General features: G+C 65.0%; 18 protein-coding genes and 1 tRNA gene. 8 read left to right on the top strand and 11 right to left on the bottom strand.

What is annotated here, in order from left to right; translation table 11 throughout:
- The first annotated feature begins 11 nt into the window (after positions 1 to 11).
- Positions 12 to 782 carry a hypothetical protein gene (locus XARJCFBP2528_RS13000; RefSeq protein ID WP_016903707.1) on the top strand — a complete coding sequence of 257 codons (771 nt, stop codon included), beginning with the start codon at positions 12 to 14 and terminating at the stop codon, positions 780 to 782.
- Between the two features lie 1069 nt (positions 783 to 1851).
- Here the strand turns inward: XARJCFBP2528_RS13000 and XARJCFBP2528_RS12990 are convergent.
- Positions 1852 to 2562 carry an rRNA pseudouridine synthase gene (locus XARJCFBP2528_RS12990; RefSeq protein WP_016904347.1) on the bottom strand — a complete coding sequence of 237 codons (711 nt, stop codon included), beginning with the start codon at positions 2560 to 2562 and terminating at the stop codon, positions 1852 to 1854.
- A 117-nt stretch (positions 2563 to 2679) separates the two neighbouring features.
- Between XARJCFBP2528_RS12990 and XARJCFBP2528_RS12985 the strand changes: the two genes are divergently transcribed.
- The 3 genes from XARJCFBP2528_RS12985 (at position 2680) to XARJCFBP2528_RS23455 (ending at position 6383) form a co-directional block, all read left to right on the top strand.
- Positions 2680 to 2886: a hypothetical protein gene (locus XARJCFBP2528_RS12985; protein WP_016904346.1), complete on the top strand. Its 207-nt coding sequence runs from the start codon at positions 2680 to 2682 to the stop codon at positions 2884 to 2886.
- A 518-nt stretch (positions 2887 to 3404) separates the two neighbouring features.
- The gene (locus XARJCFBP2528_RS12980; protein WP_047124841.1) at positions 3405 to 5573 is read left to right on the top strand and encodes a methyl-accepting chemotaxis protein; all 2169 of its coding nucleotides are present in this window, start codon (positions 3405 to 3407) and stop codon (positions 5571 to 5573) included.
- A 630-nt stretch (positions 5574 to 6203) separates the two neighbouring features.
- The gene (locus tag XARJCFBP2528_RS23455) at positions 6204 to 6383 is read left to right on the top strand and encodes a hypothetical protein (RefSeq protein WP_146092539.1); all 180 of its coding nucleotides are present in this window, start codon (positions 6204 to 6206) and stop codon (positions 6381 to 6383) included.
- Between the two features lie 80 nt (positions 6384 to 6463).
- Here XARJCFBP2528_RS23455 and XARJCFBP2528_RS12970 read toward each other — a convergent pair whose 3' ends face one another.
- Together XARJCFBP2528_RS12970 and XARJCFBP2528_RS12965 are read right to left on the bottom strand one after the other, a co-directional pair.
- Positions 6464 to 6889, bottom strand: coding sequence for a GNAT family N-acetyltransferase (locus XARJCFBP2528_RS12970; protein ID WP_016904343.1), 426 nt, complete (start codon positions 6887 to 6889; stop codon positions 6464 to 6466).
- 26 nt (positions 6890 to 6915) lie between these two features.
- Positions 6916 to 7539 carry a LysE/ArgO family amino acid transporter gene (locus XARJCFBP2528_RS12965; protein ID WP_026064781.1) on the bottom strand — a complete coding sequence of 208 codons (624 nt, stop codon included), beginning with the start codon at positions 7537 to 7539 and terminating at the stop codon, positions 6916 to 6918.
- A gap of 103 nt (positions 7540 to 7642) precedes the next feature.
- Here XARJCFBP2528_RS12965 and XARJCFBP2528_RS12960 point away from each other — a divergent pair, with 103 nt between their 5' ends.
- The 3 genes from XARJCFBP2528_RS12960 to XARJCFBP2528_RS12950 all read left to right on the top strand — a co-directional run bounded on the left by XARJCFBP2528_RS12960 (position 7643) and on the right by XARJCFBP2528_RS12950 (position 9563).
- Complete coding sequence (locus XARJCFBP2528_RS12960; RefSeq protein WP_016904341.1) at positions 7643 to 8536, top strand: LysR family transcriptional regulator ArgP; 894 nt, start codon at positions 7643 to 7645, stop codon at positions 8534 to 8536.
- Positions 8537 to 8765: 229 nt separating this feature from the next.
- Positions 8766 to 9440 carry a 7-cyano-7-deazaguanine synthase QueC gene (queC, locus tag XARJCFBP2528_RS12955; RefSeq protein ID WP_016904340.1) on the top strand — a complete coding sequence of 225 codons (675 nt, stop codon included), beginning with the start codon at positions 8766 to 8768 and terminating at the stop codon, positions 9438 to 9440.
- A 47-nt stretch (positions 9441 to 9487) separates the two neighbouring features.
- Positions 9488 to 9563, top strand: a tRNA-Lys gene (locus tag XARJCFBP2528_RS12950).
- A gap of 227 nt (positions 9564 to 9790) precedes the next feature.
- Here XARJCFBP2528_RS12950 and XARJCFBP2528_RS12945 read toward each other — a convergent pair.
- Positions 9791 to 10114 (bottom strand): hypothetical protein, encoded by a 324-nt coding sequence (locus XARJCFBP2528_RS12945; protein WP_016904339.1) that lies wholly within the window; start codon positions 10112 to 10114, stop codon positions 9791 to 9793.
- Between the two features lie 736 nt (positions 10115 to 10850).
- Here XARJCFBP2528_RS12945 and XARJCFBP2528_RS12940 point away from each other — a divergent pair.
- Positions 10851 to 11717 (top strand): aldo/keto reductase family oxidoreductase, encoded by an 867-nt coding sequence (locus tag XARJCFBP2528_RS12940; RefSeq protein ID WP_016904338.1) that lies wholly within the window; start codon positions 10851 to 10853, stop codon positions 11715 to 11717.
- Between the two features lie 190 nt (positions 11718 to 11907).
- Here XARJCFBP2528_RS12940 and queE read toward each other — a convergent pair whose 3' ends face one another.
- The 7 genes from queE to tolQ all read right to left on the bottom strand — a co-directional run bounded on the left by queE (position 11908) and on the right by tolQ (position 18109).
- Positions 11908 to 12591: a 7-carboxy-7-deazaguanine synthase QueE gene (queE, locus tag XARJCFBP2528_RS12935; RefSeq protein ID WP_024939946.1), complete on the bottom strand. Its 684-nt coding sequence runs from the start codon at positions 12589 to 12591 to the stop codon at positions 11908 to 11910.
- A gap of 42 nt (positions 12592 to 12633) precedes the next feature.
- Positions 12634 to 13452, bottom strand: coding sequence for a tol-pal system protein YbgF (gene ybgF / locus XARJCFBP2528_RS12930; RefSeq protein ID WP_024939947.1), 819 nt, complete (start codon positions 13450 to 13452; stop codon positions 12634 to 12636).
- A gap of 6 nt (positions 13453 to 13458) precedes the next feature.
- Entirely contained in the window at positions 13459 to 13977 is a 519-nt protein-coding gene (gene pal, locus XARJCFBP2528_RS12925; protein ID WP_047124772.1) for a peptidoglycan-associated lipoprotein Pal, read from the bottom strand.
- Between the two features lie 57 nt (positions 13978 to 14034).
- Complete coding sequence (tolB, locus tag XARJCFBP2528_RS12920) at positions 14035 to 15354, bottom strand: Tol-Pal system beta propeller repeat protein TolB (protein WP_026064729.1); 1320 nt, start codon at positions 15352 to 15354, stop codon at positions 14035 to 14037.
- A gap of 263 nt (positions 15355 to 15617) precedes the next feature.
- The gene (tolA, locus tag XARJCFBP2528_RS12915; RefSeq protein WP_026064728.1) at positions 15618 to 16655 is read right to left on the bottom strand and encodes a cell envelope integrity protein TolA; all 1038 of its coding nucleotides are present in this window, start codon (positions 16653 to 16655) and stop codon (positions 15618 to 15620) included.
- Positions 16645 to 17094: a protein TolR gene (gene tolR / locus XARJCFBP2528_RS12910; RefSeq protein WP_016904126.1), complete on the bottom strand. Its 450-nt coding sequence runs from the start codon at positions 17092 to 17094 to the stop codon at positions 16645 to 16647. The genes tolA and tolR overlap by 11 nt, the downstream gene beginning before the upstream one ends.
- A 235-nt stretch (positions 17095 to 17329) precedes the next feature.
- Complete coding sequence (tolQ, locus tag XARJCFBP2528_RS12905) at positions 17330 to 18109, bottom strand: protein TolQ (protein ID WP_016904125.1); 780 nt, start codon at positions 18107 to 18109, stop codon at positions 17330 to 17332.
- Positions 18110 to 18116: the final 7 nt, after the last annotated feature.

Below are 18116 nucleotides of genomic sequence, written 5' to 3'. Positions count from 1 at the left end.
GCGCAACGGTCATGAACGACGCGACCCAACCCATCCGTGTGGATACCAAGACCGCCGACGGACACGTCATCGCTGGCGCCGACTGCGCCCTCAGCAACGACAAGGGCCGGTTCACCCTGAAGTCCGGGCAGACCGTGCAGGTACATCGGTCCTCGCGCGATCTGGAGGTCAGCTGCGTGCTGCCCGGTCAGCGCGATGCCGCCGGCCGCTCCATCTCGCGCGCCAACATCGGGATCTGGGGCAACATCCTGATCGGCGGCGCGATCGGCGCCATCGTCGATCACAGCAAAGGTACCGGCTACACCTATCCGAGCTGGATCCAGTTGGTATTCGGACAGACGCTGAGCTTCGACCGCCACCGCGAGGACCGCGGCCAGCCATTGCAGGGCGACAACGCACAAGGGCGCGCTGTTGCAGCAGCCGATTCCAGCGGCGGCAATTCGCCCGGCGGAGCGGTCACGCTGCCGCTGGCAGGCGATGTCGCCCCGCCGGCACTGGCCAGCGCAGCAGCACCAGTCGGCAACACAGCAGCCACCGTTGCACCTGCAGGCCCGGCGATGTCCACCGAATCGGCAATGACGCGCGCGCAAGGCATCAGCAATGGCCTGAATTGCGGCGCGTGCAGGCGCGCAGCGCCACGCGCTTCACCGCCAGCTGCACTGGCGGCAGTACGGTGCAGATCGATTGCGCCGGCTTCCGCTGCAGCGCGAGCTTCCCGTGACCTGACAAGGCTGCGCCCGGGTACGGGCACATCCGGACGGCACGACACTTGTCGGGGATGACCCGACAAGCTGTCGGCGCAGCCCCGATTTACGTGATACACATCTCATTTAGACTGCAGCCACCGGACGCGAGGCCTGTTGGGCCGCTCAACTCGCGAGGCGCTGAGCACGCCCCTGCCGGGACATTGCCGGTACCGGGCAAGCGGCTCCCACATTGTGGTGAGTTGTTCGTCCATCAGCCTGGCTGCGCGCTTTACTCGACGAAAAAGTCGTTCGTGCGCAAGCGCAGACGGCTCACTTGGGTTTGCAGTCGAACTGCTCGGTGACACTCCGGCCCTGTATCCGAGCTCCAACGTTACGAGCTCCAACCAATAGCTCGATCTGTGCTGATGCTCATCGTGGCTGAGCTCACGCGCTGGCGCTGCATGCGCATTGAATTGATCACCGGCATAGCGATCTCCAAACGCTGCTGCCTATGCGCTTGTGACTTGAGACTTATCGGTTTGCCGTTGCCGCCAGCACAGCGTCAGTGCGCCGGTATTCCCACGGCAGCGCCGGCAGGCAGATGCCGAGCAACCGCGCTCGCAGCCATAGTGTGCTCTTGCGCGAATGGCGATGCATCGCTGCTGCGAGGGACGAATGCAGTGTATTTCACGCCATCAAGCAGGCCGCTCGCTAGGCTGATGTCAGTGCAGCACTTGGCTGCGAAGACTTTCAGGAAATTCTCATGGGCGACAATTCGTTTCTGTCACCGGCCTTCGTCATTCTGGTTATCGGCGTGATCGCCGTGGTGTTCTGGCTGGTGACCCGCGCCAAGAAGAAGCGCAACAAGAAATAAGCGATAAGGGAAACGGGCCGGACATCGAGATGCGCAACGCAGCTTGCGCTCGATGCACACTCACCCTGAGTTGCTGATGCCAGCCGTCGGTCCAGACTGGCCTCTGCCTGTCATGGCTAACAAGCACTACTTCCCGCTTAACAGCGCACCAGTGCTGAAGCTGTCTGGACAGCAGGGCCCCCCGCAGCGATATCGCTGCGTTGAGGCCGCGTGGAATTTGATGCATGTGCCGTGTCAGCAGCATCGGCATGCGACCGTATTGCGACTAGGCGCGCCGAAAACCGACGCCAATCAGAACCGCTCGCCTGTCGGCAGATAGCGCCATTCACCGATGGCCAACTTGCCCAGCGACACACGGCCCACGCGCAGGCGCCGGATGCTGACCACCTCCAGCCCCACCTCAGCGCACATGTAACGCAGCTGGCCGGGTTGCACGTGCTTGATCGCAAACCGCAGGCGCTCCTCGTTCTGCCAGCTCACCTTGCACGGCGACAGGCTGCGCTGCTGATACACCAGGCCATGCGCAAGCCGCGCCATCCCATACGGGCGCAGCTCACCACGCACCTCCACCAGAAATTCCTGTTCGATCGAGGTCGCATCGGCACTGAGCCTGCGCAGCACGCGGCCGTCCTGGCTCAGCACCAGCAAGCCGCTCGCCTCGTCCTCCAGCGGCAGCGGCGCGTTCAAGCGCAGGAAGTGCCGCTTCAGCACACGCATCTCGAGCTGGTCCAGTGCGCTGCGCGTTGCCGGCGTGGCCAGTGCCAGCGCCGCTTCGGCGCTCATGCCTGCCGGTTTGTGCAGCAGCAGCGTGGCAGGCTCGGCAGCTGCGAGCACGGCGTCTTCCGCCAGCGTCACCTGCGCTGCAGTGGCCAAGGCTTGCGGCTCTTCGACCACGGCCCCGTCCACACTGACCCAGCCGCCTTCGATGTATTGCTGCGCCTCGCCACGCGAGCAGCCGAACAGTGCGGCCACGCATTTGTCGAGACGGATCGGATCGGACATCGGGCGAGCTCGGCTTCAGGGCACGGCAGTGTACGTGCTGGGTCGGTGGATGCGTGAGGCCGGCTTCTGCACTGCCCGACAACATGGGAAACTGGGCGCTCACACAGGAGATTGCAGATGTTCATCAAGTTCGGCACCACCCGGGTCCGCCTCAACCATATCTCCGTCATCAGCGATCCCTTCAATGCAGGCGAAAACTTCGGCTCGTATTGCCACTCGGTCCGGGTCGGCCTGCTCTCCGGCGAGGAAATCTTTGCACGCTTCAATACCGAAAGCGGCGCCGAGCAGCTGCATGCAGAGGTACTTGCTGCACTGGAAGGTTGAGCGCAAGATCCACAGTGCCGCCACGCGCGTGATGCTTCACGCGCGATGCATGGCGCCAACAACAGTAGCCGGCCATGCCGGCTTGCAGGGTGCACGTGGCAAGGCCGCCTAGTCGCACCGCATCAGAGCCGATCGAATCGCGTGCCCCTCCGCTGCACCGGCGCTGGCGCTGCTTGAAGACACGCGTATTGCCGGCATCGCGACACAGGACGAATTGGATCCTGTGTCAGCACCGTCTTTGCCCTGGATGCGTCGCCACCTGTCAGCAGAACGTCGGAAAATCGTTCCGCCGTTGGCACGCTTCGATCCAGCGATAACGCAATAAACAAGCAATTTCTGCGCGCATGTCAGGCCGCTGCGGACGGCTGTCGGGAAATTTCTTCCACACGATGAATTCAATATAAGTACTTTCAAATACGAGCCTTTAGCTCGTCGCAATCCGGCCGCTAGCTGGGGCAAGACGCTCTGGTGGATGACCCATTCATCAAGCCCCTCAGTTGCACTACCTGGATGCGGTCATGAATACATATCTGCAACGCCTCAATGTCGGCCGCCGCTTGGGCATGGCCTTTGGCATCTTGATCCTATTGTCGGGCCTGCTTGTGGCCACCGGCCTGGTCACCATGTCCAACGCGCGTTTCGAGCTGGACACCATCGTCAACAGCAACATGGAGAGGATCCAGCTGTCCTCGGAAATGCTCGACGCCAACACCAACGTGGCAATCGGCCTGCGCGACATCGTCATGCTCGCTGGCGACGCGGCCAATCGCCGTGCGATGGACATGATCGAAAAGAACCGCGCACGCTACAAGCAGGCACACGACGCCTTGGCCGCACTGCCCAGCAGCGCGGCTGAAAAACAAGCGCTCGACCTGGTGCAGGAAAAGCGCGACATCTCGGTCAAGCTCAATAACCAGATTCTCGAATACGGCCTCCGCGATCAGAACCAGGAAGCGCAGGCCTTGCTGCAAGGCGACGCCGCAGCGGCCATGGATGCGCAGCAGACGGCGATCCGCGAGAACGCTGCACTGGAGCGCCGCCTCAGCAAGGATGCCTACGCGGCCGCGGTTGCCTCGATGCATCGAGGAAAAATCACCCTGGCCACCGGCGGCATTGCCGCACTGGTCATCAGCGGCCTGCTCGCATGGCTGATCACACGCAGCCTGACCCAGCCGCTCAGCCAGGCCACACGCACCGCAGAAGCGATCGCGGCCGGCAACCTGCACAACGATGTGCACACCAACGCCAACGATGAAACCGGCCGTCTGCTCAAGGCCATGGACAAGATGCAGCTGCAGCTACGTAACCTGATCACCGCGCAAACCGACATGGCCAGGCATCACGACAACGGCCAGATCAGCTTCCGCATCGATGCGGCTGCATTCCCGGGCGACTATGGGCGCATGGCCAACGACACCAACCTGCTGGTTGCCTCGCACGTGGCAGTGCAGACCGACCTGGCACGCATCATGGGCCGGTATGCGGTTGGCGAACTCTCCGAAGACATGCAGCCGCTGCCCGGCGAAAAGGCCGTTTTCAGCGACACCATGTCGCAGGTCAAGCTCAACCTGTCGGCGATGAACCACGAGATGAAGCACCTCGCCCAGGCCGCTGCCAATGGCGACTTCAGCGCGCGCGGCGATGCCGAGCGCTTCCAGTTCGACTTCCGCATCATGGTCGAAAGCCTCAACCACCTGATGTCCACGGCCGACGGCAATCTGCAGTCGCTGTCGTCGTTGCTGCAGTCCATCGCCGCCGGCGACTTGACCGCACGCATGAGCGGCGAATTCCGCGGCGTGTTCGCACAGATGCGCGATGACGCCAACACCACGGCCAGCCAGCTGGCGCAGATCGTCGGCAACATCCAGCAGTCGGCCGTGTCGATCAACTCCGCGGCCAGCGAAATCGCCGCCGGCAACCAGGACCTGTCACAACGCACCGAGCAGCAGGCGGCCAACCTCGAAGAAACCGCAGCATCGATGGAAGAGCTGACCTCCACCGTCAAGCAGAATGCCGAGAGCGCACGCGAGGCCAACCAGCTGGCGATCGGCGCCGCACGCGTTGCCTCGCAAGGTGGCGACGTGGTCGGCAAGGTGGTGGACACCATGACCGGTATCGAAGCCTCGTCCAGGAAGATCGCCGACATCACCAGCGTCATCGACGGTATCGCCTTCCAGACCAATATCCTGGCCTTGAACGCGGCGGTGGAAGCCGCCCGTGCCGGCGAGCAAGGCCGCGGCTTCGCCGTGGTGGCTTCGGAGGTGCGCACGCTCGCGCAGCGGTCCTCCGGCGCCGCCAGGGAGATCAAGGACCTCATCGACGACTCGGTGCAACGCGTGGCCGAGGGTTCGGCACTGGTGCACAGCGCGGGCAAGACCATGGGTGACGTGGTGGCCAGCGTGCAACGCGTCACCGACATCATGGGCGAGATTTCTGCAGCCTCGCAGGAACAGTCGGCCGGCATCGAGCAGGTCAACCAGACCATCACCCAGATGGACGAAACCACCCAGCAGAACGCCGCGCTGGTGGAAGAAGCCACTGCCGCCGCGCGGGCGATGGAAGAGCAGGCGGTGCAGCTCACCGATGCGGTGGCGATCTTCAAGATCGACGCACGCCAGACACGGCAGTCCGCCTCGCGCGTAGCGGCACCGGTCGCACAGCTGCTGAGCAAGGTCCGCAACGCCTGAGCCAGCGGCCGGCACTGCGCCGTCGACCGGGTCGTCGGTGCAGCCAGGCTGATGCAACACCGCGGATGTGCCCGCAGCCATTGATGCCATTGCACACGAAGAAAGCGCCCGCCAGGGCGCTTTCTTCGTTTATCCCGCACGCTCACCGGCATTCGGTGCAGACAGCTCAGGTACCCGCAGCGCGCGCGCAGTGCACACAAAACAACCTGGAAAACAAGCACGCAAACCACTCAAAAGCGCTTGTTTCCAGCGCCATGCCTGGTTACGCTGCGCCGGTCGAAAGAGAGCAGGCCGGATGGTAGCCCGGCCACCGTCTGCAGCGCAGGCGGCATCTTAGCCATCGGTACCCACGACATCCGCAGCCGGCGATGCCGGCACTGCAGGTGTGTCCGTGCGTGCTCTCGTCACCGCTCGGCACGCCTTCTCAATCAGGAAGGATCACCCGTGAATACCAGTAACGACAGTCACGATCTGCATCACCCACGCAACGGCGAGCATGCCAACGTGCATGCTTGCGCATACGCAGCGGATGCAGACGCAAAGCCATACGACGATGCCTTATCGCACTGGCACCAAGCCCCTCTCGACACGCGCGTGATCTGGCGGCGGCAGCTTACGCTCCAGGGCGGCATGTCGGTGCTGTTGGCGGCCTGGCAGATGCCGCATTCGCTACGCTGGGAGTGGGAAGCCATCGACCTGCTGCAGGATCGACACCTGTGCGGCGGCAACTGCGATTCATCGTTGGCGGCAATGCGCGCTGCCGATGCCTGGCCGGCACTGTGCGGTGACGATTCCGCAGTGCTCACCTAACATCATGCAGCGTGTTGAACCGTCTTTCTGCCCCGGCGGTGCCATGCCGGTACGGCCACGCAACAGCCGACCCACCGCGGCTAGCGCGTGTAGAGACCGGGACGATAGCGTTCCATCAGCGACTGCGGAGCCAGCGGCGGCGTGAAGCCGTAGCGCGCATAGAGACCATGCGCATCGCTGGTGGCCAGGCTGAAACGGCGCAGCCCCTGCAGATCGGGGTGCGCCATGACCGCATCCATCATTGCCTTGCCATAGCCCTTGCCCTGATGCTCGGGCAACACGAACACATCGCCCAGATAGGCGACGGTTGCGTAGTCGGAAACCACCCGCGCAAACGCGACCTGCCCGCCCTGCAGAAACCCGCCGAAGCACAGCGAGTTGGCGATGGAGCGCTGTACCACCGCAAGCGGGATGTCCCTGGCCCAGCTGCTGTGCTGCGCCAGGTAGCGATGGACCAGCGCGACATCGAGCTCGGAGTGATCGGTGGAAACGCGCAGCGGCGACATGACGACAACTCCGGCAACAGTAGGCCTCAGGGTAGCGCCTGCGCAGGCAGCAGCAACAGTGCGCACAGCACCAGCATGAATCCTGCGATCGCCGCATCCAGCACACGCCATGCCCGCGGATCGCGGAAGGCCGGCTGCAGCAAACGCGCGCCATAGCCCAGAGCGGAAAACCAGACGATGCTGGCCAGGCACGCACCCGACGCGAATGCCCAGCGCAGCTGGCCCGGGTAACGCGCGGCCAGACTGCCCAGCAGCAGCATCGTGTCCAGATAGACATGCGGGTTGAGAAAGGTAAATGCCAGGCACGCCAGCATGGCGCGCTGCCAGCGTTGCGCACCGGCCTGCGACGGCGCCAACCCGCTGGTGCCACGCCAGGCCCTGCGTGCAGCCAGCGCACCATATGCCGCGAGAAATGCAGCTCCCGCATAGCGAAGTCCCTGCAGCAGCTCCGGCCATTGCGTCACCAGTACGCCGATCCCGGCCACGCCCAGCACGATCAGCGCGATATCGCCGAACGCGCAGATCGCCACCACCAGACCGACATGCTGGCGCTGCAGTCCCTGCCGCAGCACGAATGCATTCTGCGCACCGATTGCGATGATGAGACCTGCGCTGGCGATGAAGCCAGAGATTGCGGCTTGAAGTAACACGAGCACCTCCCGGATCACAGGCGCCAATGCTGGGCGTTCCGCTGCAATTAGGAAAACTAAATCTTCTGTATCCTGCTTAGAACTTCTAATCCTGCCGAACGCCATGGATCTTCTGCATCCGCAACTGGCCGCATTCGCTGCCGTTCTCGAGGAAGGCAGCTTCGACGCCGCTGCGCGGCGGCTGTCGGTGACGCCGTCGGCGATTTCGCAGCGGGTCAAGGCGCTGGAAGACCGGCTCGGCCAGGTGCTGGTGATCCGCAAGGCCCCCTGCCGCCCTACTCCGGCCGGCGAGCGCCTGCTGCGCCGGGTGAAGCCGATGCAGGTCCTGGAATCCGAAGCGATTGCCGACTTCCTCCCCGGCGACGGCAGCGCCGGGCATCCGCGCACGCTGGCCATCGCCGTCAACGACGACTCGCTGCAGACCTGGTTTCTGGCGGCCCTGTCGGCGCTGCACCGGGAGCACGGGGTTCTTTTCGATGTGCAGATGGACGACCAGGACCACACCCTGGAGCTGTTGCGCTCCGGGGCGGTGCTCGGCGCGGTCACCGCCGAGCGCAAGCCGCTGCAGGGCTGCAATGTGCAGGCGCTGGGAGTGATGCGTTACCACGCGATCGCATCGGCCGCATTCGTTGCGACGCATTTCAAGCAGGGCTTCAGCGCAGCTGCGCTGGCCCACGCACCGATGCTGGTGTTCAACCGAAAGGACACGCTGCAGACCCGCTTCGTCCGCCGCATCACCCGCACGCAGGTGGCGCCGCCGATCCACTACCTGCCGACCTCGACCGGCTTCGTCGAAGCGGCCGCACGCGGACTCGGCTGGTGTCTGGCGCCGGAATCGATGGTCGTACCTGCCGTGCGCGACAGGCAGGTGGTCATCATCGACCCAACACGCTGGCTCGATGTGCCGCTGTACTGGCAATGCGCCGCGGTGCGCTCGCGCGCCTTGCAGCAACTGGGCCAGGCCCTGCGCAAGGCCGCGGCTGCAAGCCTGCGCTGAGACCGGCCGTGCCGCACCGACGCTGGCAAGACACGATGCCCGAGGCGCGCAACTGCCGGCGGGCTGTCGCACCGGATTGACGTGCAGATGCGGTCGCTGCCCTGCCCGCGCACGCTTGGCCCAGCCGCGTTGCCCGGCATCCCGCTGCCGCCGCAGCGACAGCCGGGTCGCCGTGCCACGCCGAGCCTGCTAGCCTTTCCGCCTATTCCGTTGTGATTGCCGATCCGTCATGAAAAAAGCCGTTGTTCTGTTGTCCGGGGGCATGGATTCCGCTGCCGTCATCGCGCTTGCGCAGGAGCAGGGCTTTGCCGTGCATGCCTTGAGCGTGCGCTACGGCCAGCGCCACACCTCCGAGCTGGACGCCGCCGCGCGCGTGGCCGCGGCGCAGGGCGTCATCGCGCACAAGGTGGTGGACGTGGACCTGCGCAGCATCGGCGGCTCGGCACTCACCGACGACATCGACGTGCCCGATGCCGGTGGCGACGGCATCCCGGTCACCTACGTGCCGGCGCGCAACACCATCATGCTGTCGCTGGCACTGGGCTGGGCCGAGGTGATTGGCGCCAACGACCTGTTCTGTGGCGTCAACGCGGTCGATTATTCGGGTTACCCCGACTGCCGGCCCGAATTCGTGCGCGCCTTCGAAGTGCTGGCCAACCTGGCCACCAAGGCCGGCGTGGAAGGCGCCGGACTGCGCGTGCACGCACCGCTACAGTTCCTCAGCAAGGCCGACATCGTGCGTGAAGGCGTGCGCCTGGGCGTGGACTTCGGACTGACCGTGTCCTGCTACCGCGCCGATGCCGATGGACGTGCCTGCGGCCACTGCGACGCCTGCCGCCTGCGTGCCGCCGGTTTCGCCGACGCCGGCGTCCCAGACCCCACCCACTACGCCATTTCGCCTTGACGCCGCTGTAGGGTAGAATGCGCACCCCGGCGCACTGCCGGGACAGTGGGCCGTTAGCTCAGTCGGTAGAGCAGAAGACTTTTAATCTTTTGGTCGATGGTTCGAATCCATCACGGCCCACCAATCAAATCAGCAACTTGAAGAGCGCCGAAGGCGCTTTTTTTGTGCCCGCCGGAAGTTGCCGGGACCTTCGTCGCCAGGGACCCTGCGTTACGGCCGCGGAGTCGGATGGCATGCACCATCTGCCGCGACTGGCGCGCCGCCGTCAACGCCGGCTCCTCTTTTGCCGATCGCGCGTGTCATCTTGCAGGTCGTGGGCCCGGCGCAGGCGGCCGTGGCGTTCTCGCTGATCATGTGGCTCCCGTCTTCTGGATACGCGATTGCACGCGCCGCGTTCGTCGCGCAGCTCCTGCGGCGCGTGCCTGCTTGCGCAACCAGCTGAGGACGTCCACTGCAGCGTCCACGCGCATGCAGACATGCAGGCGGCCCAGCACGACGCTCTGCGCATCGCCGCCCGGCAAAATGTCGTCAAAGCCAGTGGCTTCGCAGGCGATCAGGACGGGCGAGGCATCGGGCTGCGCGTCGGAATGCAGCATGGCCAGCATATAGCCCTGCATCATCTCGAAGCTAAGGACGACGCCCGTGCAGACGCGGAACTGTTTGCCCAGGCTCATCGCTGCGGCTCCGTCAACGCGCTATCGACGCTAGCGATTGCATCGGCGCCGGCAAGCGTGAGCGCATGCACAGCCTTACCTGCGACGCCGAGATGGGCATTCGGGCTTCGCCAGGCGGCACGCGTCCCTTTGCGGGCATTGAAGATCGGCCGCACATCATGGACGACCTGGTATGCCACAGACGTGGGTGCTTCATGTGTGTCGTGAGACATGCTGGATTCCTTTTGTGTTTTGGAATCCGCCACCCAGACGCCAATCGGGGTGGCGGACGGTACGCGGTTGGCGTGCCGGCCAAAAGGACCCGGTGGGCCTTGCGGCCCCCGCGCACCGCCCGCCATAAAACTGGCCGGCATGCGCCCGCGACGATGCGGGCGATAAAAAAGCGCCGTGCATCGGTCGATGGGCGCTGGTGCGCCTTTTGGTTCGGGACGCCAATCCCGGTCGCCGATTGTGCGGCGACGTTGGCATACTCGCGCCGCCGCTTGGCGCCTGTCAACGCGAAACGTGCAACGCGGCGGCTTCGGCTGCGAAGAAACGCGGCGAAAGCACTGCCCGCGTAGCCAGCAAAACCTGAAACTCCAGCACATCCCGCCGGACGATCGGCCCGGGGCGCTGCGGCTGCGCCCATATGCCACAAGCCCTGGCGGCAGTGGACTGGCGCCGCGGCAAATGCGAATTCACATGCCGCGCCACGTTTCCTATCGTTGTTGGCTCAACGACACGCGAGCGCCACGCCATGACCAACATCGAAAAAGCCGGAACGTTTTTGCTTGGAGACCGCAAGCTCACCCGCATCGGCTACGGCGCAATGCAGCTCGCGGGGCCTGGCGTGTTCGGCCCGCCCAAGGACCGCGACGGTGCGTTGGCGGTGCTGCGCGAAGCCATCGCGCTGGGCGTCAACCATATCGACACCAGCGATTTCTACGGGCCGCACATCACCAATCAGCTGATCCGCGAGGCACTGCATCCCTACCCGCAGGAATTGACCATCGTCACCAAGATCGGCGCCGCGCGCGGCACGGATGGCTCCTGGCTACCTGCCTTCTCGCCGCAGCAGTTGGTCGACGCGGTGCACGACAATCTGCGCAATCTGGGGCTTGAAACGCTGGAGGTGGTCAACCTGCGCGTGATGTTCAAGGCGCAGGAACCGGCAGAAGGCTCGATCGCCGAGCAACTGGCGGCCTTGATCAAGCTGCAGCGCGATGGCCTGGTGCGGCACATCGGCATCAGCAACGTCACCGCAGCGCAGGTGGCCGAAGCACGCGCCATGACCGACATCGTCTGCGTGCAGAACATGTACAACATCGCGCATCGACATGACGATGAAATCATCGACAAACTCGCGCGCGACGGCATCGCCTACGTGCCGTTCTTCCCGCTCGGCGGCTTTTCGCCATTGCAATCGTCCACGCTTGCCGCTGTTGCCCAGCGCCTGGCCGCAACCCCGATGCAGGTGGCACTGGCGTGGTTGCTGCAGCGCTCGCCCAACATCTTGCTGATTCCGGGGACCTCGTCGGTGGCGCATCTACGCGCCAATCTGTTCGCGGCGGAACTGAAACTGCCGGCCGATGCCGTCGAAGAATTGAACAGAATCGCCGCGTAAGCGCAGACGGCCGCGTCCTGGCAGGCAGGGCCTCGCACCCGGGACCGGGAGCGGCCAACGAAGCGTTGCGGGTGATCGTCAGGCCGGTACAGACGGCATGCCGGCAACCGCAGTGGATGCGTGGCATGCCGATTGCGGGCAACCGGCCGCGCCCGCCTTTGAGTGAGCGCGGTCGCTCTATCGCTCGGGCTTAGCGCCCCGGCTCATCGTTCCACAGCAGCTTGTGCAGCTGCATCTGGAAGCGCACCGGCAGACGATCGGCAACGATCCAGTCGGCCAGCTCCCGCGGCGTGACTTCGCTCTTGCTGGGCGAAAACCACACCGTGCAGCGGCGGTCCAGCGCATGCGCGGCGACAATCTCGCGCGACCATTCGTAATCGGCGCGGCTGCAGATCACGAACTTGATCTGGTCGCGTGCGGTCAGCAGCGGCAGATTCTCCCAGCGATTGCGCTGTTCCTCGCCGGAGGCCGGCGTCTTGATGTCGACCACGCGCGAGACGCGCGGATCCACGGCCGACACGTCCAATGCACCGGACGTCTCCAGCGAAACATCGAAGCCGGCATCGCACAGTTTCTGCAGCAGCACCAGGCAGCGCTTCTGCGCCAACGGCTCGCCGCCGGTCACGCAGACATGGCGCACGCCGTGGCTGGCCACCTCGGCGACGATCGCATCGATGTCATGCCATTCCCCGCCGTGGAAGGCGTAGGCGGTGTCGCAGTAGTGGCAACGCAGCGGGCAACCGGTCAGACGCACGAACACGGTCGGCCAGCCGGCGGCCTCGGCTTCGCCCTGCAGGGACAGAAAGATTTCGGTGATCTTCAATCGCGGCAACGGCGACTGGACGATCTCGCTGGGGACGGCGGCGGCGTTCATTGGCAAAGTATGCGTCACGCCCGAAGGCGCGCACGCGCGGGCTCAGCGCAGTTGCTGGCCGAGACGGATGGACTGCAGACGCTCCTGGGCCACGCGCGCTGCGTCGGAGCCGGGATACTGCGATGCGACCTGCTGCAAGGTCTGCTGGGCCTGGTCGTTCTTGCCTTCGCCATACTGCGACAGGCCAAGCTTCAACAGGCCGCCAGAGGCCTTGTCATGCGTGGGATAGCGGCTGACGAGATCGCGGAACTGCGCCTCGGCCAGCTGGAAATTTCGGGTGGCGTAGTAACTCTCACCCAGCCAATACAAGGCATTGGGGGTGTAGACGCCGTTTGGATACAGTTCCAGAAAACTCAGGAACAACTGCGAGGCATCGTCGTACTTGCCGTTCTTCAAGGCATCGAAGGCGACGTTGTAGGCAGTACGCTCCTCGTTGCTGACGGCCAGGGTGCCTGGGTCGCCATGCACGCTGGGCGGCTTCTCGGAAGTTGCCGCCGCTGCAGGCCGCGCGGCCGGAGCCGGGGCGGGTGTGACGCTGCCGGTGGGAGATGGCAATGGCGGGGTTGCGCCACCTGCACCTTCCAGCCGATTCAGGCGTCCGTCCAGGTCCAGATACTGATCCTTGGACTGCTGCTTGAGTTGTTCGTTGTCGTGCTGCAGCTGCTCCACGGTCGCTCGCAAGCCCTGCAGGTCCGAACGCGCCTGCTGCAGCTGGTTGAGGAGATCGTTGTTGGCCTGGCTGTTGGCCTGCTGCTGCTCGAGAACGGCAACACGATCAGCGAGACTGGCTCGCTGCGCGTGCGCCGGCGCGGCGACCACAAGGGCCGCCGCGACGAACAGGGATGTCACTCGAAAGCGCATCGCTTCTTACTGAGCCGTGTACACGATTTCGACGCGACGGTTCTGCGACCAGCAGCTTTCGCTGGTTTCGGTGCAGACCGGACGCTCTTCGCCGTAGCTGACGACGGTCAGCTGGCTGGCGGAACCGCCGGCAGCCTGCAGCGACGACGACACGGCATTGCCGCGACGCTCGCCCAGACCCATGTTGTACTCACGCGAACCGCGCTCGTCAGCATTGCCCTGCAGGGTGATGCGCGAGGAAGGACGGTCACGCAGGTACTTGGCGTGGCACGCCATGATGGCCTGGAATTCCGGCTTCAGGGAGTCCTGATCCAGATCGAAGTAGACAACGCGCTGGCGCAGGCAGGCATCGGTATCCAGGTCGCCCGGGCCGTACAGGCCAGAGGTGGACGGGCCGGTGGGAGCGGAGGAACCAGCGGTGGTGTCAGTCGCAGGAGGCGGAGTTTCCTTCACCTTCTTCGAACAACCGGCCAGCACGGCAACGGACAACAGGGAGACAAGCAAGACGCGGGTGGACTTGTTCATGGGATACCTATGGAGGCTCTGGGCCAATGAGTGGTTTAACGCAGCGAAATATTAACATTAATGCGCGGTTCGGTAAGGCCCCCATGCAGGTTCTCTCACATCTCCATCGGCCAGGACCAGACGCTGGCGGACGCGAGCGTCGGAGGAGACGGCGTAGAGCACGCCGCGACCACCCTCACGTGCGGCGTACAGCACCATGCTGGCATTCGGCGCGAAGCTCGGCGACTCGTCCAGCGAACCCGGCGAGAGCGTGCTCCAGCTCGGCGAACCCAGGCTGCGGTCCATCATGGCGATGCGGTAGCTATTGCCGCTGCCCTGTGCCACGGCGACCTTCTTGCCGTCGAACGAGACGCTGGCGGTGGCGTTGTAGTTGCCCTGGAAGGTCACGCGGTTGGCGCTGCCGCCGCTTGCGGCCACCTGGTAGATCTGCGGACGACCGCCGCGATCGGAGGTGAAGTAGATGCTGCCGCCGTCCGGCGCCCAGGTCGGCTCGGTGTCGATGCCGAAGTGATTGGTCAACTGGGTCAACTGCTTGCTGCCCAGGTCCATGACGTAGATCTCCGGGTTGCCGCTGCGCGACAGTGCCAGCGCCAGGCGGCGGCCGTCCGGCGAGAACGACGGCGCACCATTGATGCCGCGGAAGCTGGACACCAGCTCACGCGCGCCGGTGGCGATGTCCTGCAGATAGATCGAGGAATTGCCGCGCTCGAAGCTCACATAGGCCAGCTTCTTGCCGTCCGGGCTCCAGTTCGGCGACAGCAGCGGCTCGGCCGAGCGCACGATGGTCTGCGGGTTGTAGCCGTCCGAGTCGGCCACCATCAGCGCATAGCGCATCGCGCCGCCCTTGCCGCTGGCGGTCACATAGGCAATCCGGGTCCAGAACGCGCCACGCACGCCGGTGATCTTTTCGTAGATCGCGTCGGCCATCTGGTGCGAGACATCGCGCATCGCATTGGCACGTGCGGTCATCGCCAGGCCGAGCAGGCGCTCGCCCTTGGCCACGTCGAACAGTTCGTACTCGACGCGGTAGGCGCCTTCGCCGGCATCCATGACGCGGCCGACCACGATGTAGTTCTGCTTGAGCGTACGCCAGGTCTGGAACTGCACCTCGGTGCCGCGGGTCGGCTTCTCGACGATCTGCGCAACCGGCAACGTGCGGAACTGGCCGGAACGGTCCAGGTCGGCGCCGACGACGGCAGACACATCGGTTTGCGGCGCAGTGCCGGAACCCTGGTAGGGCATAGGCACGACGGTGATCGGCGTCGCCGAAGCGCTACCGCCGACGATATCGATGGTGAGCCCTTGCTGTTGCGCGAGTGCGCTCAGCGGCAACAACAGGGCGGTCAAGGCAGCTAGCCAACGCAGCGGTTTTTTCATGGACGGCTCGGATCGGGCAGGAAAAGTGTGCAAGGGATACCAATCAGCGAGTGAACATACTCGCAATCGTGAACGAGACAGCGTGAAAGTGGAGCGAGTGGTCAACCATCGGGCGTTCCATCGGCCAAACCGGCGAGCGGGCGTGCGGTGGTGCAGCACCACCTACCCGGCAGAACTACGCCAGGCAGCCGGCCACACCCCGCAAATCTACATCCGGACCGAGGCGCAGCGCAGGTCATGCGGCCGCGCGCCCGATCAGGGGCTTAGTCCTGCGGGGTGAACACAAATGTCAGGTTGCGCTGGAACACCGACTCGAAGCCACGGTACGGCAATGGCTGCGCACTCAGCACTGCGGCTTCGATCGAGCGCTGGCCGGCCTCGTCGTAGGGGCAACCCGGCGCCACCTTGGCCTCCATCACGGTGCCACCCGGCAACTGGCGGATGTTGATGCTGCATTTCTGGCCCGGCGGCACCGATGGCGGACGCACCCACTGCGCCAGCACCTTCTGCTGGATCGCCGCGGCGTACTTGGCCGACAGATCGGTGTTGGTACCGCCCTGCCCTGCGGTCGGCTGCGCGGTGGCGGCGGCAGCCGACGAGGCCTGCTGCGCACGCGCCGCGGCGACCTGGCGCAGTTTCTGCTCGGCCAGCGCGGCTTCCTTGGTGGCCTGTTCGCGCTGGCGGCGGATGTCTGCGATCTTCTTTTCGCGTTCGGCATCGGCGGCAGCCTGCTGCGCTGCGGCCTGCTTCTTCTTGGCGTCGGCTTCTTCCTGCTGCTTGGCCAGGCGCAGTTTCTGCTCGGCCTCTTCCTGGCGTTTGCGCTCGGTCAGGTCGATCTGCTCCTGACGGCGCTTGGCCTCCTGTTCCTGCTTGGCCTTTTCTGCCGACAGCGCCAGCGCGTCGACGCGGTCCTGGTCGACCTTGTCCGGCTGCGCGACACGTTCCTGCGCCTGCGCCTGTTGCGGCGTGGGCGCATCCTGTGGACGCGGTTCGGGAATCGGCTGCGGCGGCGGCACGGTGTCTTCCGGTGCCGGTTCGGGCAGCGGTGCCGGCGGTGGCGGTGCCTCCACCGGCGTGGCCTTCAGCGCCTGGCGCGCAACGCGCGCTTCGGCGGCGGACACGTCCAGCGAGGCTTCCATGCTGGGGTCGCCAGCGGCCGGCTCGACCGAGCGTTCGGGCGACCACAGCCAGCCGGCGATGAACACCAGCGCGACCAGCACGTGCACGACCAGGGCCAGCACGACTGGCCGCATCCAGCCATCCTCGCGCGCCGTCTGAGTGGGGAGTGCGTCAGCGTGCATCGCTGCCTGCAGTGCCGCCGGAGTCGGAGATCAGGCCGACCTTCTCGACCTTGGCCTGCTTGAGCACGTCGATGGCGTCCATGATCTTTTGATACGGCGCGGCACGATCGCCGGCCACGACCACGCGCGCGTCCTTGTCCTGCGCGACGATGGCGGCAAGTTGCGCCTGCAGCGCCGCCACGTCCATCGCCTGCGGCTTGCCCTTGGGCAGCTGCAGTGCGAGCTGGCCGTCGGCGGCAACCACCACCACGACCGGATCCTGCTTGCTCTCCAGCGCCTTGGCGCGCGAGCTGGGCAGGTTGACGTCGGTGCTCAGGGTCAGCAGCGGTGCGGTCACCATGAAGATGATCAGCAGCACCAGCATCACGTCGATATACGGCACGACGTTGATGTCGGATTTGAGTTTGCGCTTCTTACGGCGGGAAATACCGGAAATCATCGCGGAACGTTCCTATTGATCCCCCGCACATGGATGTGCGGGCTCTTGCGAGGGACTCGCCCATCCAATCCATCGCACATGCGTGTGCGAGCTGTTGCGAGGGGCTTGCCTGTCCAATCCCTGCGCCGCGCCAGACGCGCGTGTGCGAACGCCGCACCTGCCACGTCCACGCACCGGGATGTGCGTGCCGTGACGGGGCATTCGCTTGGCTGCCGGCTGTCGCAGAGCACGCGCATTACTCGTCCGCGCCGGCCTGGCGCTGCAGGATCGAGCTGAACTCATCGGCGAAGGTCTCGTAGCGCACCGACAGCCGTTCCACGCGGGTGGTGAAGCGGTTGTAGGCCCACACCGCGGGAATCGCCACGAACAGGCCGATGGCGGTGGCGAACAGCGCTTCGGAAATACCCGGTGCGACCGCAGCGATACCGGCCTGCTCGCCGCTGCTGACCATGTCGTGCATGGTCACCATGATGCCGAACACGGTGCCCACCAGGCCGACGTACGGCGCGGTGGAACCGATGTTGGCCAGCAATTCGAGATTGCGCTCGAGCTGGTCGACTTCGCGGGTGAAGGCGGTGCGCATGGCGCGCTGCGCGCCTTCCAGTTGCACCCGCCCGTCCAGCCGGCGACGGTCGCGCAACCGCGAGAACTCGCGGAAGCCGCTCTCGAACATCGACTCCAGACCGCCGACGGTGCGGTTACGGTCGGTGGCCGACGCGTAGAGCTTGGCCAGATCGGCGCCAGACCAGAAGCGGTTTTCGAACTCGTCCGCCTCGCGATTGGCCTGCTTGAAGGCGCGCGCCTTGCGGAAAATGATCACCCAGCTGATGAACGAGCCGATCAGCAGCAGCAACACGATGATCTTGACCGGGATACTCGCCCGCAGGATCAGATCGACATAGTTGATGCTGCTGTTGTGCGCCACGCTGGCGGTCTGTGCCGCAGCGGCGGCAACGTCCTGCGGTAGTGCTTCCACTACCGTGTCCTGCAGGGCCAGGAGCAATGCAATCGACATCCGTTTG

The sequence above is a fragment of the Xanthomonas arboricola pv. juglandis genome (assembly GCF_001013475.1).
Taxonomy (GTDB): domain Bacteria; phylum Pseudomonadota; class Gammaproteobacteria; order Xanthomonadales; family Xanthomonadaceae; genus Xanthomonas; species Xanthomonas arboricola.
This window is presented reverse-complemented; position numbering and strand designations above follow the sequence as displayed.